General features: G+C 59.9%; 13 protein-coding genes. 3 read left to right on the top strand and 10 right to left on the bottom strand.

The genetic code is table 11. The features are described from left to right. Nucleotides 1-27: 27 nt before the first annotated feature. Nucleotides 28-549, bottom strand: coding sequence for a ferredoxin-type protein NapF (locus I6L44_RS15580; protein WP_216952305.1), 522 nt, complete (start codon nucleotides 547-549; stop codon nucleotides 28-30). Between the two features lie 140 nt (nucleotides 550-689). Here I6L44_RS15580 and I6L44_RS15575 point away from each other — a divergent pair, with 140 nt between their 5' ends. After that, nucleotides 690-905, top strand: a complete 216-nt coding sequence (locus I6L44_RS15575) for a hypothetical protein (RefSeq protein ID WP_021231493.1) — start codon at nucleotides 690-692, stop codon at nucleotides 903-905. Next, complete coding sequence (rmuC, locus tag I6L44_RS15570; protein WP_216952303.1) at nucleotides 902-2,242, top strand: DNA recombination protein RmuC; 1,341 nt, start codon at nucleotides 902-904, stop codon at nucleotides 2,240-2,242. Before I6L44_RS15575 ends, rmuC begins: the two co-directional genes overlap by 4 nt. 65 nt (nucleotides 2,243-2,307) lie before the next feature. On the opposite strand, the gene I6L44_RS15565 is transcribed toward rmuC, so the two are convergent. From I6L44_RS15565 to glnA, 6 genes are all read right to left on the bottom strand, one after another. Continuing rightward, nucleotides 2,308-2,604: a DUF4054 domain-containing protein gene (locus I6L44_RS15565; RefSeq protein WP_019445770.1), complete on the bottom strand. Its 297-nt coding sequence runs from the start codon at nucleotides 2,602-2,604 to the stop codon at nucleotides 2,308-2,310. Nucleotides 2,605-2,808: 204 nt separating this feature from the next. Further along, on the bottom strand, nucleotides 2,809-3,810 hold the full coding sequence (gene add / locus I6L44_RS15560; protein WP_216952301.1) for an adenosine deaminase: 1,002 nt from the start codon (nucleotides 3,808-3,810) through the stop codon (nucleotides 2,809-2,811). Between the two features lie 141 nt (nucleotides 3,811-3,951). After that, nucleotides 3,952-5,370: a nitrogen regulation protein NR(I) gene (glnG, locus tag I6L44_RS15555; RefSeq protein ID WP_005339666.1), complete on the bottom strand. Its 1,419-nt coding sequence runs from the start codon at nucleotides 5,368-5,370 to the stop codon at nucleotides 3,952-3,954. A 9-nt stretch (nucleotides 5,371-5,379) separates the two neighbouring features. Beyond that, nucleotides 5,380-6,435, bottom strand: a complete 1,056-nt coding sequence (glnL, locus tag I6L44_RS15550; RefSeq protein ID WP_005356202.1) for a nitrogen regulation protein NR(II) — start codon at nucleotides 6,433-6,435, stop codon at nucleotides 5,380-5,382. Nucleotides 6,436-6,515: 80 nt separating this feature from the next. Next, nucleotides 6,516-7,097, bottom strand: coding sequence for a DUF4124 domain-containing protein (locus I6L44_RS15545; protein WP_100647086.1), 582 nt, complete (start codon nucleotides 7,095-7,097; stop codon nucleotides 6,516-6,518). Between the two features lie 115 nt (nucleotides 7,098-7,212). Further along, entirely contained in the window at nucleotides 7,213-8,622 is a 1,410-nt protein-coding gene (glnA, locus tag I6L44_RS15540; protein ID WP_005339672.1) for a glutamate--ammonia ligase, read from the bottom strand. Between the two features lie 351 nt (nucleotides 8,623-8,973). On the opposite strand from glnA, the gene typA reads away from it, so the two are divergent. After that, nucleotides 8,974-10,785, top strand: a complete 1,812-nt coding sequence (typA, locus tag I6L44_RS15535) for a translational GTPase TypA (RefSeq protein ID WP_106844305.1) — start codon at nucleotides 8,974-8,976, stop codon at nucleotides 10,783-10,785. A 239-nt stretch (nucleotides 10,786-11,024) separates the two neighbouring features. On the opposite strand, the gene I6L44_RS15530 is transcribed toward typA, so the two are convergent. The 3 genes from I6L44_RS15530 to rsmB all read right to left on the bottom strand — a co-directional run bounded on the left by I6L44_RS15530 (nucleotide 11,025) and on the right by rsmB (nucleotide 15,320). Then, entirely contained in the window at nucleotides 11,025-12,467 is a 1,443-nt protein-coding gene (locus I6L44_RS15530; protein ID WP_216952300.1) for a TrkH family potassium uptake protein, read from the bottom strand. Nucleotides 12,468-12,563: 96 nt separating this feature from the next. Further along, a complete protein-coding gene (gene trkA, locus I6L44_RS15525; RefSeq protein WP_005339689.1) occupies nucleotides 12,564-13,940 on the bottom strand; it encodes a Trk system potassium transporter TrkA in 1,377 nt (458 codons plus the stop codon). An 87-nt stretch (nucleotides 13,941-14,027) separates the two neighbouring features. Beyond that, nucleotides 14,028-15,320, bottom strand: coding sequence for a 16S rRNA (cytosine(967)-C(5))-methyltransferase RsmB (rsmB, locus tag I6L44_RS15520; protein WP_216952298.1), 1,293 nt, complete (start codon nucleotides 15,318-15,320; stop codon nucleotides 14,028-14,030). Between the last annotated feature and the right edge of the window lies 1 nt (nucleotide 15,321).

Raw genomic sequence — 15,321 nt, 5'->3', positions numbered from 1 at the left:
AAGGGGCCTGATGGCCCCTTTTGTTTGTCAGCGATTGCCCGGCTGGCGGATCAGGGTGATGGCGCCGTGCAGACAGGCGAGGCCGCAGGCGCCGCAGCCATTGCAGGCATCCATGTTGACGTTGATGCCATCGGCTGTGGCCTTGATTGCCTGCTGGGGACAGGCATCTTCACAGAGCAGGCAGTAGAAGCCCTGCCGTGCCTGACAGCTCTCTTCAATCTGCACCCGGGTCTGCACCTGACGACCCAGCTGCAGGTCGAGGGCGCCGGTGGGACAGGCTCTGGCGCAGCTGCCGCAGTAGCTGCACTGGCCACAGGCGAGATCGAGTACCGGCGTACCGGCGATGGGGCTCCCCTCGTACTCCTCCTGGGTGGCCGGTTTGAGCAGACCGCGCGGGCAGGCCTTGAAACACTCGCCACAGCGGCTGCAGAGGGAGAGGTACTGGGACTCCTCGATGGCCCATGGCGGGCGCGCTTCATGGCAAACCACTGCGGGCTTGCGGGAAGCTTGCCAACCTTGTGTCAGCCAACGGAGGAAATAGTGAGTCATGCTCGCCCCTGATACCTATTAGGGGTTAATTTTATCGAAGTTTCGGGAAGCAGGCCAGAGAATAGCGGCCGTCAGGATCGCAAGCGCAGTTGCCCTTGTGTAAGCTAGGCGGGTCTTTTTACGTGGTTGAATGAAAACATATGTGGCTATTTCTCTGGCGTGCGTCCCTGCTCTATGTCTTTCCCCTGCTGATGTGGGCCTACTGCCGCATCAAGGATATCGAGTTTGCCGAGCTCGATACCGGCGTCAACACCCACAAGTGGGTGGTGCTGGCCGCCTACCTCATCTACGTGGTGATCTGGATCCTGGTTAACCGCTATCTCGAACTCTTCCTGCGCCAGCGGAGCCGCAAATGATCGACCCCGGGTTTTGGGGGATCTTGCTGCCTGCCGCCGCACTGGCTCTCGGGCTTGGCTGGTTGATCGGGCGGCGGGCTGCCACGGCACAGGCTCAGGAGCTGCTGCTGGCACAGGAGCGTTATCAGGCGCTCCAGGATCGCTTCGACGAGTTGCAGGATGAGCGGATGCAGAGGCAGCAGAAGCTGGAGCAGCAGCAGACCCTGCTGATCAAGCTCACCGCCCGCCTCAAGGATGCGGAAGCGACCCTGCGCAGCGAACGGCTGGCCGCCGCCGAGAAGCTGCAACTGCAACAGGAGGCGGAGCAGCGCCTCAGCCAGCAGTTCGAGAATCTCGCCAACCGGATCTTCGAGCAAAACTCCGGCAACTTCCGCGAATTGAACCAGAATAGCCTCGATCTGCTGCTCACCCCGCTCAAAGAGCAGCTCGAGGGCTTTCGTCGTCAGGTGGGCGAGACCCACGCCCAAGAGACGGCTCAGCGCCACAGCCTCAAGTTCGAGCTGGAGCGCCTTGCCGAGCTCAATGCCCGCATGACCGAAGAGGCGGCGGCGCTGACTCGCGCCCTCAAGGGCGACAGCAAGCAGCAGGGCAACTGGGGGGAAGTGGTACTGGCGCGGATCCTCAGCGAGTGCGGTCTGCGCGAGGGCCACGAGTACCACACCCAGGTCAATATCGAGGTGGAGAAGGGCAAGCGCTACCAGCCCGATGTCATCGTTCACCTGCCGCAGGAGAAGGACATCATCATCGACGCCAAGGTGTCGCTGACCGCCTACGAGCGCTGGTACAACGCCGAGGACGAGCTGGAGAAGGCGGTGGCGCTCAAGGAGCATGTCGCCTCGGTGCGCAACCATATCCGCGAGCTGGGCCGCAAGGATTACCAGCAGTTGCCCGGGGTGCGCACCCTCGACTATGTGCTGATGTTCGTAGCGGTGGAGCCCGCTTTCCTCACTGCCATGGAAGCCGATCCTTCGCTGGTGCGTTACGGTCTCGACAACAACATCCTGCTGGTGAGCCCCACCAACCTGATGGTGGCGCTGCGCACCATCGAGAACCTGTGGCGCTACGAGCGGCAGAACCAGAATGCCCGCCAGATTGCCGAGCGGGCCGGTCGTCTCTACGAAAAGCTGCGGCTGTTTGTGGAGGAGATGCAGCAGATGGGCGGCAGCCTGCACAAGGCGCAGGAGAGCTACGACAAGGCAATGGGACGGCTGGTCAACGGCCGTGGCAACCTGATTGCGCAGGTCGAGCGTTTCCGCGAGCTAGGGGTGGAGGTGACCAAGAGCCTGCCCGAGCCGCTGGTTGAGCGGGCGCTGGAGCGCGACAAGGAGCAGGAGTAGTTTTACCTGCACCGTCATCCGCAAAAGGTCCAACCCCGGTTTGGGCCTTTTGCCATTTAACTTTGTTAACAGGCGATGGCTCCCATTCCCACTCGTCTTCTGAGTTTTTGGTATTGCTGGCCAAAGCTGGTTGTTTTTAGATCTGCACTGGTTGGTTGAGTCAATATATGAGCTGCGAGATAAAACATCCCTCGTTGTTTTAATGTCTGCGATCCATATTCCCCCCAACGGCTACCCCCTGTCTCATAGCTCGCTTCTTGCAAGGCGAAGATAACTTTCTCGGTAGGGTATGTATCTTCCTTACCGAATTGACCGAAAAACGAAGCGCGGAAGTGCCCAACAATATCTGGTGTAATATCCATCAAAAACCCTCTTTGTAAGAAGTAACCTCACGGTTACGCAATTAGAATGAGGGTGTTTGGAGTATTGCTCAACTCATTGTTTATGATGGTTTTTCATTGACGAGTTCGTCATGTGAGGCTTTTGGTTTTATGTCTGACCATGTAACAGGCAAATAGAAACGGCCCACCGAAGTGGGCCGTTGTTATTTGCAGTGCCGGTGTGGATCAGCGGCTGGCGGCGCGGGCGCTCAGCTCGGCTTTCTCGCTATCGCTCAGGAAGGCCAGGGTCAGGCCGTTCTGCTGGGCGGTGCGGATCTCGCTGGCGGTCATACCAGCAGCCGGAGCGGCCACCTCATATTCGTGCGGCAGGTCGATCCCTTCCACCGCCGGGTCATCGGTGTTGAGGCAGGCCAGTACACCGGCGGCAAGGAACTGGCGGATCGGGTGCTCGGTCAGGCTCGCTACCGTAGTGGTCTGGATGTTGGAGGTGAGGCAGGATTCGATGCCGATGCGGTGTTCGGCCAGATAGGCCATCAGAGCCGGATCCTGAATCGCTTTGACGCCGTGGCCGATACGCTCGGCGCCCAGCTCGCGAATGGCCTGCCACATGCTCTCGGAGCCAGCGGCTTCACCGGCGTGTACCGTGACGCGCATGCCTGCATCGCGCACCTTGCGGAAGTGGTCGACAAAGAGTTCCCCCGGGAAGCCCAGCTCGTCACCGGCCAGATCGATGGCGACCAGCTTGTCGCGGTGGGCCAGACAGGCTGCCAGCTCCTGATTGCACTGCTCGGTGCCGAAGGTGCGGCTCATGATGCCGATTAGGTTGGTCTTGATGCCGAAGTCACGGCTGCCCGCGGCCACGCCGTCGATGATGGCTTCCACCACACCCTGCGGGTGCAGCTTGTGGGCCATGGCCATATAGGCCGGGCTGAAGCGCAGTTCGGCATAGTCGATACCTGCGCGCAGCAGATCTTCCACGTTCTCGTAGGCGACCCGGCGGCAGGCGTCATAGTCAGCCAGCACGGCCACACCCCAGTCGAGTTTCTTGAGGAAGGCAACCAGGCTCGGTTCATTCTCGACGATCTGTACGTGGGGGCGCAGCGCTTCCAGCTCGAATGCGGGCAGCTGGATATTGTGTTGGCGACCCAGCTCGAGGATGGTTTGCGGGCGGATGTTGCCGTCCAGATGGCGGTGCAGGTCGGTCAGGGGGAGAGATCTGTCAATCATGGGGGCGCCCTCGTCGAGTCAGGTTTGAAAGCCTGCCATTCTAGGCGGGGCTTTCAAAAAAGATACCCCGTTTATGGTTAAACGGGGTTCTGGCGGGCGGTGATTTGTCAGGGCGTGATGGGAATCGTTTTTCCCCGGGACTCAGGAGAGATCGAGTTCCTTCAGCTTGCGGGTCAGGGTGTTGCGACCCCAGCCAAGCAGGCGCGCCGCCTCCTGCTTGTGGCCGTGGGTGTGTTCTAGTGCCGTTTCCAGCATGATCCGCTCGAACTGGGGCATGGCATCGGCCAGGATGTCTGTCTCTCCCAGCGCCAACTTGCTGGCCACCCACTCTTGCAACTGTTGCTGCCAGCAACCGGGCAACGCCGGTTGGCCCGGTTCGGCGTTGTGGGTGATGGGGGTGAGCAGCTCGGCAGGCAGGTCGCCGACCAGCACTTCTTGCCCCGAGGCCATCACGGTAAGCCAGCGGCAGACGTTCTCCAGTTGGCGCACGTTGCCCGGCCAGGGCAGGCGGCTGATATAGGCTTGGGTATCGGGGTGCAGGCTCTTGGCCTCCACATTCAGCTCTTTGGCGGCGCGCAACAGGAAGTGACGGGCCAGCTGGGGGATGTCCTCACGGCGCTCCTTGAGAGCGGGGATGTGGATGCGAATGACGTTGAGGCGGTGAAACAGATCCTCGCGAAACTCGCCATCGGCGACCCGTTTCTCCAGATTCTGGTGGGTGGCGGCGATGATCCGTACATCCACCTGCACCGGCTGGTGGCCGCCGACTCGATAGAACTGGCCATCGGCCAAGACACGCAGCAGCCGGGTCTGCACATCAAGCGGCATGTCGCCGATCTCGTCGAGAAACAGGGTACCACCGTCGGCCTGCTCGAAGCGGCCGTGGCGGATGTTGTTGGCGCCGGTGAAGGCCCCCTTCTCGTGACCGAACAGCTCGGATTCGATGAGATCTTTCGGGATAGCCGCCATGTTGAGGGCGATAAAGTTTTTGTGGGCGCGCGGGCTGTGCTTGTGCAGCGCATGGGCGACCAGCTCCTTGCCGGTACCGCTCTGACCGTTTATCAGCACCGAGATGCTGGAGCGAGACAGGCGGCCGATGGCGCGGAACACCTCCTGCATCGCCGGCGCCTCACCGATGATCTCCGGGGTGGCGGTGGCCTCTTGCTGGCGAGACTTGCGCTTGGTGCGCTGCTCCTTGAGGTGATTCTCGGCGCGCCGCACCAGGGTAACAGCTTCGTCGATGTCGAACGGTTTGGGCAGGTACTCGAAGGCGCCGCGCTGGTAGGCGTTGACCGCGCTGTCGAGATCCGAGTGGGCGGTCATGATGATGATGGGCAGATCGGCCTGACGGCGGTGGATCTGCTCAAGCAGGCTCAGGCCGTCGATGCCCGGCATCCGGATATCGGAGAGGATCACATCGGGCGAGCGCAGCTCAAGGGCGTGCAGCAGGGCTTCGCCATCGGCAAAGCTCTCGCAGTTGAAGCCTTCGCTGCCGAGAGTGCGCTCCAGCACCCAGCGGATAGAACTGTCGTCATCGACGATCCACACTTTGGCGGTCATGGGGTTCCCTTACTTGCGAAGCGGTAGAAAAATGGTGAATTCGGTGTGACCCGGCCAGCTGATGCAGTCAATCCGCCCCTTGTGCTGGTCGATCAGGTTCTGGGCGATGGAGAGGCCGAGCCCGGTTCCCCCCTCCTTGCCGGTGATCATGGGGTAGAACAGGGTGTCGCGAATGGCATCGGGAATGCCGGGGCCGTTGTCGATGATCTTGATCTCCGCCGCCAGCCGGTAGCGCTGGCCGTGGATGGTGATCTGGAACGCGGTGCGGGTCTTGATACGGATAAGCCCGGTCTGATCGCCCAGTGCTTCGGCGGCGTTGCGCACTATGTTGAGAAACGCCTGCTGCAGCTGATCCGGCTCCATCTCGAATTCGGGGATGCTGGGATCGTAATCCCGCTCGATGCGAACAGAGGGAGGGAGTTCGAGCTCCACCAGTCGGCGTACCTGTTCCAGTACCGAATGGACATTGTGCATCTGGTGACGGCCGGGGCGCTGGGGGCCGAGCAGGCGATCGACCAGTACCCGCAGCCGATCGGCCTGTTCGATGATGATGCCGGTATATTCGCGCAGCGCCGGGTCGGGCAGCTCTTTTTGCAGCAGCTGGGCCGCGCCACGCAGGCCGCCGAGGGGATTCTTGATTTCGTGTGCCAGGCCGCGCACCAGCTCCTTGGCCGCCAGCTGCTGGGCATGTTGCTGCTGCTCCTGACTGATCTTCTTCTGCTGGTCGATCTTGCGCAGCTCCACGACCAGCAGACGCTGTTCGTGGTCGGCCATGGGGGTAGCGCTCAGCTCCACCAGTCGCGGTTCTCCCTCTACCACCAGAGTCACTTCGCTATCGGTAAAGCCTTGCCCTGAAACGAGGCACTGCTTGAGCCGTTGCAAATCGAGGGAGATATGTTCCAGCAGATGAGGCAGTTCGATGCCGATCAGCCGGCGTTCACTGAGGGAGAGCAGCTGTTCAGCCGCCGGGTTGACGAATTGGATGCAGAGCCGTTCATCCATCAGGATCACGGCGGTCAGCAAATTATCCAAGAGTGTTTTGGCGTTGTCCGAGCGGGTTGGCACAGGTTTCTCCCTAAAACGGTGCTACACACCTATTATGCACCGATATGGTGCATAGAGTTTACCCGCATCGGTGCGCTATATCACCCTTGGTTGGCTTTGGGGGTGGGTTTGGGAGCCGGAGTCACGGTCGCTCTATGCAGGTAAAAGGTGACTGGTGTGGATTTAGCAAGGATCGTACCGTCTTTGGCGAGCAGTTCTAGCTGAGCTTCGTGGGCACCGCGATCGACATTTTCGACCCGGATAGAGAGGCTGTTGCTGACGATGGGGGCAGCCTTGCCATCCAGGGTCAGGCGCACATCATACTGGGTTGGCGGTTTGGGGCTGATTTGACCCTGAAAGACGATATTGCCTGTGTTGTCGCGCAGGGTGCTGCCCTGTTCAGGGGAGAGCAGCTCGATCACCAGTTTGGCCGCCTCCTGCTCCTTCTTGGCATCGGCGCCAGTCAGGCTGTTGAAGTTGTCTACCTGTACCGAGCTGGGGGCGCTACCCAGCAGGGGAGCAGCCCGCAGATCCACCTCCTTTACGTTTTTGCCGGGAGGAGGGGCATCCGTGTAGTGGGTAATGCCATTGCCATCGACCCAGGAGTAGACCTTGGCCGCATGAGTACTGAATGAGGTCAGTAACAGGAGGGTAATTGCTCCTATGCCATGTATCTTGTTCATCCATCTCTCCTTGACGGTATCTTGCTTAATCCTATCAGAGAAAAAACCCGCCATCTGGCGGGTTTTGTCACGATTCGGCAAGCTGCCCCAATCTAAATGGGCTGTCTGCTGCGACTTAGACGGAGTAGTACAGTTCGAACTCCAGCGGGTGCGGGGTCATGCGCACACGGTCAACATCCTGCTGTTTCAGTTCCAGATAGGAGTTGATGAAGTCATCGCTGAACACGCCGCCACGGGTCAGGAACTCGCGGTCAGCATCAAGAGCAGCCAGTGCTTCGTCCAGAGAGCCGGCAACGGTCGGTACTTCTGCAGCCTCTTCCGGCGGCAGGTCGTACAAGTTCTTGTCCATGGCATCGCCCGGATGGATCTTGTTGATGATACCGTCCAGACCGGCCATCAGCTGGGCAGCGAAGGCCAGGTACGGGTTGGCAGCCGGATCCGGGAAGCGCACTTCGATACGACGAGCTTTCGGGCTCGGTACCACCGGGATACGGATGGAGGCAGAACGGTTGCGGGCAGAGTAAGCCAGCATGACAGGGGCTTCATAACCCGGAACCAGACGCTTGTAGGAGTTGGTGGTCGGGTTGGCGAAGGCGTTGATGGCCTTGGCGTGCTTGATGATACCGCCAATGTAGTGCAGCGCCATCTCGGACAGACCGCCATACAGGTCCCCGGCGAACAGGTTGACGCCGTTCTTGGCCAGAGACTGGTGGCAGTGCATGCCGGAGCCGTTGTCACCGAACATGGGTTTCGGCATGAAGGTGACGGTCTTGTTGTAGGCGTGGGCCACGTTGTGGATCACGTACTTCAGTACCTGTACTTCATCTGCTTTCAGCGTAAGAGTGTTGAAGCGGGTAGCGATCTCGTTCTGACCGGCAGTGGCCACTTCGTGGTGGTGAGCTTCAACGACCTGGCCCATCTCTTCCAGCACCAGACACATGGCGGCACGGATATCCTGGGAGGAGTCGACCGGTGCAACCGGGAAGTAACCGCCTTTCACGAACGGACGGTGACCCTTGTTGCCATGCTCATAGGCAGTGCCGGAGTTCCATGCGGCTTCTTCAGATTCGATTTTCACGAAGCTGTGGCCCATGGTGTTGGAGAAGGTGATGTTGTCGAACATGAAGAATTCCGGCTCCGGCCCGAACAGCACGGTGTCAGCGATGCCGCTGGACTTCAGGAAATCTTCTGCACGCTTGGCGATGGAGCGCGGATCGCGGTCGTAGCCCTGCATGGTGGCAGGCTCCAGTACGTCACAAACGATGTTCAGGGTGGTCTCTTCGGTGAACGGGTCCAGCTTGGCGGAGGCTGCGTCCGGCATCAGTACCATGTCGGATTCGTTGATGCCCTTCCAGCCGCCGATGGAGGAACCATCGAACATCTTGCCGTCTTCGAAGAAATCTTCATCAACCTGGTGAGCAGGGATGGATACATGCTGCTCTTTACCCTTGGTGTCGGTAAAGCGCAGATCAACAAACTTGACTTCGTGTTCCTGGATCAGGGCCAAAACGTTCTGGGCTGACATGCTAAGTAACCTCCGGTGTTAAAACTCTCTGGGTGAATGCGTCGTCGTATTCACACAAGCCAGTATCGTGCCAAGTTTGTGACAGCTTGATTTCAGGGCAATCTCGCTGAAGAGGCTCCCCAAAATCAGGCGATCTCGACTCGCGTTGCATCAATTTAGTGCGATGGTGGATCGTTTTGGTGCACTGTAATGGTGCGCGAAATACGGTCACCGCCCATCTAAGCAGGGTTTGTCAGAGAGGTCTATGATCCAGATCTGTTGTTATGCGCGAATGTACTGCAATTCTGCTAGGCAGATCACAAAGGCAAGAGTACAATTAGCGCCCAATTTTACCCGGTGATTGAGGCGAGAATGTTAGAGAATTTACGCAATATTGCGATTATTGCGCACGTTGACCACGGCAAAACGACTCTGGTTGATAAGCTGCTGCAGCAGTCCGGCACCCTGGACCGCTCCACGGAAGGCCAGGAACGGATCATGGACTCCAATGATCTGGAACGGGAACGTGGCATCACCATTCTCGCCAAGAACACTGCGATCCGCTGGAATGACTACCGCATCAACATCGTTGATACCCCGGGTCACGCCGACTTCGGTGGTGAAGTAGAGCGCGTACTGTCCATGGTTGACTCCGTGCTGCTGCTGGTTGACGCCGTAGACGGCCCGATGCCGCAAACCCGTTTCGTGACCCAGAAAGCGTTCGCTCAGGGTCTGAAGCCGATCGTGGTCATCAACAAGGTTGACCGTCCGGGTGCTCGTCCTGACTGGGTAATGGATCAGGTATTCGACCTGTTCGACAACCTGGGCGCGACTGACGAACAGCTGGATTTCAAAGTTGTTTACGCCTCTGCACTGAACGGTTGGGCCACCATGGATCAGGACGTCGAGTCCGAAAACATGGAGCCGCTGTTCCAGGCCATCGTTGACAACGTTGAAGCGCCGAAGGCTGATGCCGAAGGTGGTTTCCAGATGCAGATCTCCCAGCTGGACTACAACTCCTACGTGGGCGTTATCGGTATCGGCCGTATCACCCGTGGTCGCGTCAAGACCAACCAGCAAGTCACCATCGTTGGTGCTGACGGCAAGACCCGTAATGGTAAAGTCGGTCAGGTGCTGGGTTACCTGGGTCTGTCCCGTACTGAAGTTGCCGACGCGCAAGCGGGTGACATCATCGCTATCACCGGTCTGGGCGAGCTGAAAATCTCCGACACCATCTGTGACAACGGTGCCGTTGAGGCCCTGCCGCCGCTCTCCGTTGACGAGCCGACCGTGAACATGACCTTCCAGGTCAACACTTCACCGTTCGCCGGTAAAGAGGGCAAGTTCGTGACCTCCCGCAACATTCTGGAGCGTCTGAACCAGGAGCTGGTCCACAACGTGGCCCTGCGCGTGGAAGAGACTGATGATCCGGACAAGTTCCGCGTATCCGGTCGTGGTGAACTGCACCTCTCCATCCTGATCGAAAACATGCGTCGCGAAGGTTACGAGCTGGCGGTATCCCGTCCGGAAGTAATCCTGCGTACTGTTGACGGCGAACTGCAAGAACCGTTCGAAACTGTGACTGTGGACGTTGAAGAAGCGCACCAGGGTTCCGTGATGGAGCAGCTGGGTCTGCGTAAAGGCGAAATGACCAACATGACCCCGGATGGCAAGGGTCGTGTCCGCCTGGACTTCATGATCCCGAGCCGTGGCCTGATCGGCTTCCAGACCGAGTTCATGACCATGACCTCCGGTACCGGTCTGCTGTACCACACCTTCGACCACTACGGTCCGCACAAGGGTGGCAGCATCGGTGAGCGTCAGAACGGTGTGCTGATCTCCAACGCAACCGGTAAGGCACTGACTTACGCCCTGTTCGGTCTGCAAGACCGCGGTCGTCTGTTCATCGGTCACGCGACCGAGGTGTACGAAGGCCAGGTAATCGGTATTCACTCCCGTTCCAATGACCTGACTGTTAACTGCCTGAAAGGCAAACAGCTGACCAACATGCGTGCCTCCGGTACCGATGAAGCTCAGGTGCTGACTCCGCCGATCCGCATGACTCTGGAACAGGCTCTCGAGTTCATCGACAACGACGAACTGGTAGAAGTGACTCCTAAGAACATCCGTATCCGCAAGAAATTGCTGACCGAGCTGGATCGCAAACGCTCTGGCCGTGGTTAATGCCATGTGCTGAGTCTCGGCAGCCCTTGCGGCCGCTGACGGTTCACTGATAAACGGACCCAAACCTCTGGTTTGGGTCCGTTTTTTTATGCTTGTGATCCGCTCTGGCCATGCCGATGAGGTCGTTCAGGCCACCGGTAATGGGGCTGATGAGCGTTGAGGGAAGGTCGTGGGGATGGACGAGATAAAAAAGCCGCAGCGGGTGAACGCTGCGGCTTTTTGCTTGCTTACGGTGAGCGTTACTGGCGCCAGAAGGAGGGGAAGAAGAGCACGGCGACCGTCAGGATCTCCAGTCGTCCCAGCAGCATGCCGAATGACAGCAGCCATTTGGCCGATTCCGGCAGGCTGGCAAAGTTGGTGCTGGGGCCGACCACCGGGCCCATGCCCGGGCCGACGTTGGCAACGGCGGTGATGGAGCTGGATATGGCTGTCAGGGGGTCAAGCCCGATGGCGCCCAGCAGTGCGGCTATCATCAGAATGATGGCGAAGTAGGCCAGCACGAAGGAGATCATTGAGCGGATGATGGCGTCATTGACTGTCCGGCCGTTGTACTTCTGGGGAAATACGCCGGAAGGGTGCATCAGTTGGCGCATCTGCTTCTTGAACAGGGCAAAGGCCACCTGTACCCGGAAGATCTTGAGGCCGCCCGCAGTGGAGCCAGAGCAGGCCCCAAGAGCCAGCAGCACGATGAAGACGATGCTGGCGAGCGGCCCCCAGGTGCCGAAGTCACCAAGACCATAGCCGGTGGTGGTGAGTACCGAGACGATGTTGAAGCAGCTGATGCGCAGGGCATCCCAGAAGCCGAACAGATCTCTCTCCCACAGATAGAAGGTCATGATGACGGTGACCCACACCACCAGCCAGAAGAAGCCGCGCACTTGGGCATCCTTGAGCAGGCTGTAGTCCCTGTGATTCAGGCTCTGCACATAGAGTAGAAAGGGCAGGCCGCCGAGGAACATGAACAGGGTGCCAATCCAGTGTGCCGAGTTGGAGAAGTGGGACATGGATTGATCGGAGGTGGAGTAGCCGCCGGTACTGAGGGTGGTCATGGCGTGGTTGATCGCCTCGAACATATTCATGCCGCTGGCCCAGTAGGCCATGAAGCAGAGCATGGAGAGCACCAGATAGACCACAACGATGTTGTTGGCGACCGTCTTGGCACGCGGGGCGCTTTTGTCTGACCAGTCCGAGCTCTCGGTCTGGAACAGCTTCATGCCGCCGACGTTGAGATAGGGCAGTACGGCAACCGCCATCACGATAAAGCCGACCCCCCCCAGCCACTGTAGGATGGATCGCCACAACAGGATGCTGTGGGCCATGTTGTCGAGGCCGGATAGCACGGTAGAGCCCGTGGTGGTCACCCCCGACATGGTCTCGAAGTAGGCGTCGGTAAAGTTGATGTGGGTGATGAAGACAAAGGGCAGCGCCCCGAAGATACAGGCAACCACCCAGACCGAGGTGGTGAGCAGGAACATCTCCCGCACCCCCAGATGAAACTCCGCCTTGCGGCCGTAATGGAGGCAGAGCAGGGCGGCGCCGTGGGTGATCAGCACGGACTTGAGAAACTCGACAAATCCCTCTGACCCGGTGAGCAGTGCCAGCAAGGTGGGCAGCCACATGAAGAGCGCCAGCTTGGAGAGCACCAGCCCGAGGGTGAAGATAATGGGACGCAGTTTGATCATGTTCGATAACCTGGTCGTTGATTAACAAAAGACCCGGACCATCCCCTTGGAGGAGCTGAGCCGGGTCTGGTTTGACAGCCTGTGCGCATGAAGACGTTACAGGAAGAAGGGGCTTGGCTGGAACAGCCGCTCCACTTCCGGGATGTACTTCTTGTCCACCAGGAACATGACCACGTGGTCATCCTGCTGGATCTTGGTACGATCGTGGGCGATCAGCACCTCATCCCCGCGCACTACGGCACCGATAGTGGTACCCGGCGGCAGCTTGAGCTCGCCCACCGTCTTGCCGACCACCTTGGAGGTGTTCTCGTCACCGTGGGCAATTGCCTCGATCGCCTCGGCAGCGCCGCGGCGTAGGCTGTAGACGTTGGCGATATCGGCTCGGCGCACATGGGTCAGCAGGGCCGAGATGGTGGCCTGTTGGGGCGAGATGGCGATATCGATGGAGCCACCCTGCACCAGATCCACGTAAGCGCCGCGCTGGATCAGCACCATGGTCTTCTTGGCACCCATCTTCTTGGCGAGCAGCGCCGACATGATGTTGGCCTCATCCTCGTTGGTCACGGCGATGAAGACGTCGATTTGGTCGATGTGCTCCTCTGCCAGCAGCTCCTGATCCGCCGCATCGCCGCAGAAGACGATGGTGTTCTCCAGCAGTTCGGAGAGCTGCTCCGCCCGCTTCTGGTTGCGCTCGATGAGCTTGACGCTGTAGCGCTTCTCCAGCTGGCGGGCGAGACCCGCGCCGATGTTGCCACCACCGACGATCATGATGCGGCGGTAGGGGCTCTCGAGGCGCTGCAGCTCAGACATCACGGCACGGATATGGCCCGCGGCGGCGACGAAGAAGACCTCGTCATCCGCTTCGATGATGGTGGTACCTTGCGGGCGGATCGGGCGGCCCTGACGGAAGATGGCCGCTACCCGGGTCTCGATGTTGGGCATGTGCTCGCGCAGGGTGGAGAGGGCGTTACCTACCAGCGGGCCACCGTAGTAGGCCTTGACCGCCACGAGACCGACGCGGCCACCAGCGAAATCAACCACTTGCAGGGCACCCGGATACTCGATCAGGCGACGAACATAGTCGGTTACCAGCTGCTCCGGCGCGATCAGGTGATCCACCGGCACCGATTCCGGCAGGAACAGGCGATCCCGTTCGGTCAGATAGGCTGGTGAGCGGATCCGCGCCACCTTGTTCGGGGTGTTGAACAGGGAGTAGGCCACCTGACAGGCGATCATGTTGGTCTCGTCACTGTTGGTGACGGCGACCAGCATGTCGGCATCCTGAGCCCCCGCTTCGCGCAGCACCTTGGGGTGGGCGCCGTGCCCGTTGACTACCCGCAGGTCAAACTTGTCCTGCAGTTCGCGCAGGCGCTCGCTGTCGGTGTCGACGATGGTGATGTCGTTGTTCTCCCCGGCCAGGTTCTCGGCCAGGGTGCCGCCGACTTGGCCGGCTCCCAAAATGATGATTTTCATAGGGAACGTCTACTCACGTTGAGGCAGTAAAGGGGAGCGCCAGAACGGAGCTGGCGGCTCTCCCGAATGAGGTTTGTCATGCCCGGCTCAGAGCTTGACCAGTTTGGCGTAGTAGAAGCCATCCATCTCGGCTTCACCCGGCAGGAACTGGCGGCCCGGGCAGTCCGGGGTGTCATGTTCGTGCAGCGGTACCAATTTGGCATCTTTGGTCGCGGCAAGGAAGGCACGGATCTGTTCGCGGTTCTCTTCCGGCAGGACGGAGCAGGTAGCGTAGAGCAGGGTGCCACCGCTTTTCAGCTTGCCCCAGAGGGCATTGAGAATACGGCGCTGCAGCTCGGCCAGCTCGCGGATGTCCTGATCACGGCGCAACCACTTGATGTCGGGATGGCGACGGATGACGCCGGTGGCGGAGCAGGGGGCATCCAGCAGGATGCGGTCGAACTGACCCTCCGGCCACCACTGTTCCGGTGCCGCGGCATCGCCATGGATCACCTTGGCGGTGAGGCCGATGCGGTCCAGGTTCTCCTGCACTCGCTTGAGGCGGTTTTCGTCGGCATCGACGGCGACCACGCCAGCCAGCTTGGGCTGACGCTCCAGCAGGTGGGCAGTCTTGCCACCGGGTGCCGCGCAGGCATCCAGTACCCACTCACCCGGTTGTGGGTCGAGCAGTGCCGCGGCCTGTTGTGCGGCACCATCCTGTACCGAGCAGTCACCGACCTCGAAGCCGGGCAGCTTGGTCACATCGCAAGGTCGCTCCAGCAGGATGCAATCCTCGCCCTCTTCACCGGCCACGGCATTGATGCCGGCTTCGGCCATGCGAGCCAGCATGGCATCGCGGCTCTGGCGCTGGCTGTTGTTGCGGATCCACATGGGGGGGCGCTGGTTGTTCGCCTCCATGATGAATTCCCACTCATCGTGATAGGCCTGACGCAGGCGCTTGGTGAGCCACTCCGGATGACCGAGGCGAATGCTGGGAACGCGGTCGATGCGCAGCAGAATGACTTCGGCGCTGCGCTGGAAGTTGCGCAGCACGCCGTTGATGAGGCCACGCAGGGAGGTGCCCTTGAGCAGTTTGACTGCGTTGACGGTCTCGGCCACCGCGGCGTGAGCCGGAATGCGGGTGTAGATGAGCTGATAGAGACCGACCAGAATGAGGTAGTGAAAAATGCGGCTCTTGTTCTTGAGCGGCTTGTCCATCATCTCGTTAACTGCCGCATCGAGGCGGGGCAGCCAGCGCAGGGTGCCGTAGCAGAGTTCTTGCAGGAGAGCGCGATCGCGAGGCGCGACCTTCTCCTGGGCAGCAGGCAGAACAGCGGAGAGGGATTGGCCCTGATCCAGCACCTGTTGAATAACGAGAGCGGCCTGTGCACGTGTTTTCATA

The sequence above is a fragment of the Aeromonas sp. FDAARGOS 1414 genome, from assembly GCF_019047065.1.
In the GTDB taxonomy this organism is placed as follows: domain Bacteria; phylum Pseudomonadota; class Gammaproteobacteria; order Enterobacterales; family Aeromonadaceae; genus Aeromonas; species Aeromonas veronii_A.
This window is presented reverse-complemented; position numbering and strand designations above follow the sequence as displayed.

What these genes read in the sequence shown, in the direction of transcription:
- typA (WP_106844305.1), top strand. Translation starts at nt 8,974, where the DNA reads ATGTTAGAGAATTTACGCAATATTGCGATTATTGCGCACGTTGACCAC.
- I6L44_RS15530 (WP_216952300.1), bottom strand. Translation starts at nt 12,467, where the DNA reads ATGATCAAACTGCGTCCCATTATCTTCACCCTCGGGCTGGTGCTCTCC.
- I6L44_RS15545 (WP_100647086.1), bottom strand. Translation starts at nt 7,097, where the DNA reads ATGAACAAGATACATGGCATAGGAGCAATTACCCTCCTGTTACTGACC.
- I6L44_RS15575 (WP_021231493.1), top strand. Translation starts at nt 690, where the DNA reads ATGTGGCTATTTCTCTGGCGTGCGTCCCTGCTCTATGTCTTTCCCCTG.
- I6L44_RS15565 (WP_019445770.1), bottom strand. Translation starts at nt 2,604, where the DNA reads ATGGATATTACACCAGATATTGTTGGGCACTTCCGCGCTTCGTTTTTC.
- glnA (WP_005339672.1), bottom strand. Translation starts at nt 8,622, where the DNA reads ATGTCAGCCCAGAACGTTTTGGCCCTGATCCAGGAACACGAAGTCAAG.
- I6L44_RS15580 (WP_216952305.1), bottom strand. Translation starts at nt 549, where the DNA reads ATGACTCACTATTTCCTCCGTTGGCTGACACAAGGTTGGCAAGCTTCC.
- add (WP_216952301.1), bottom strand. Translation starts at nt 3,810, where the DNA reads ATGATTGACAGATCTCTCCCCCTGACCGACCTGCACCGCCATCTGGAC.
- glnG (WP_005339666.1), bottom strand. Translation starts at nt 5,370, where the DNA reads ATGACCGCCAAAGTGTGGATCGTCGATGACGACAGTTCTATCCGCTGG.
- rsmB (WP_216952298.1), bottom strand. Translation starts at nt 15,320, where the DNA reads ATGAAAACACGTGCACAGGCCGCTCTCGTTATTCAACAGGTGCTGGAT.
- trkA (WP_005339689.1), bottom strand. Translation starts at nt 13,940, where the DNA reads ATGAAAATCATCATTTTGGGAGCCGGCCAAGTCGGCGGCACCCTGGCC.
- rmuC (WP_216952303.1), top strand. Translation starts at nt 902, where the DNA reads ATGATCGACCCCGGGTTTTGGGGGATCTTGCTGCCTGCCGCCGCACTG.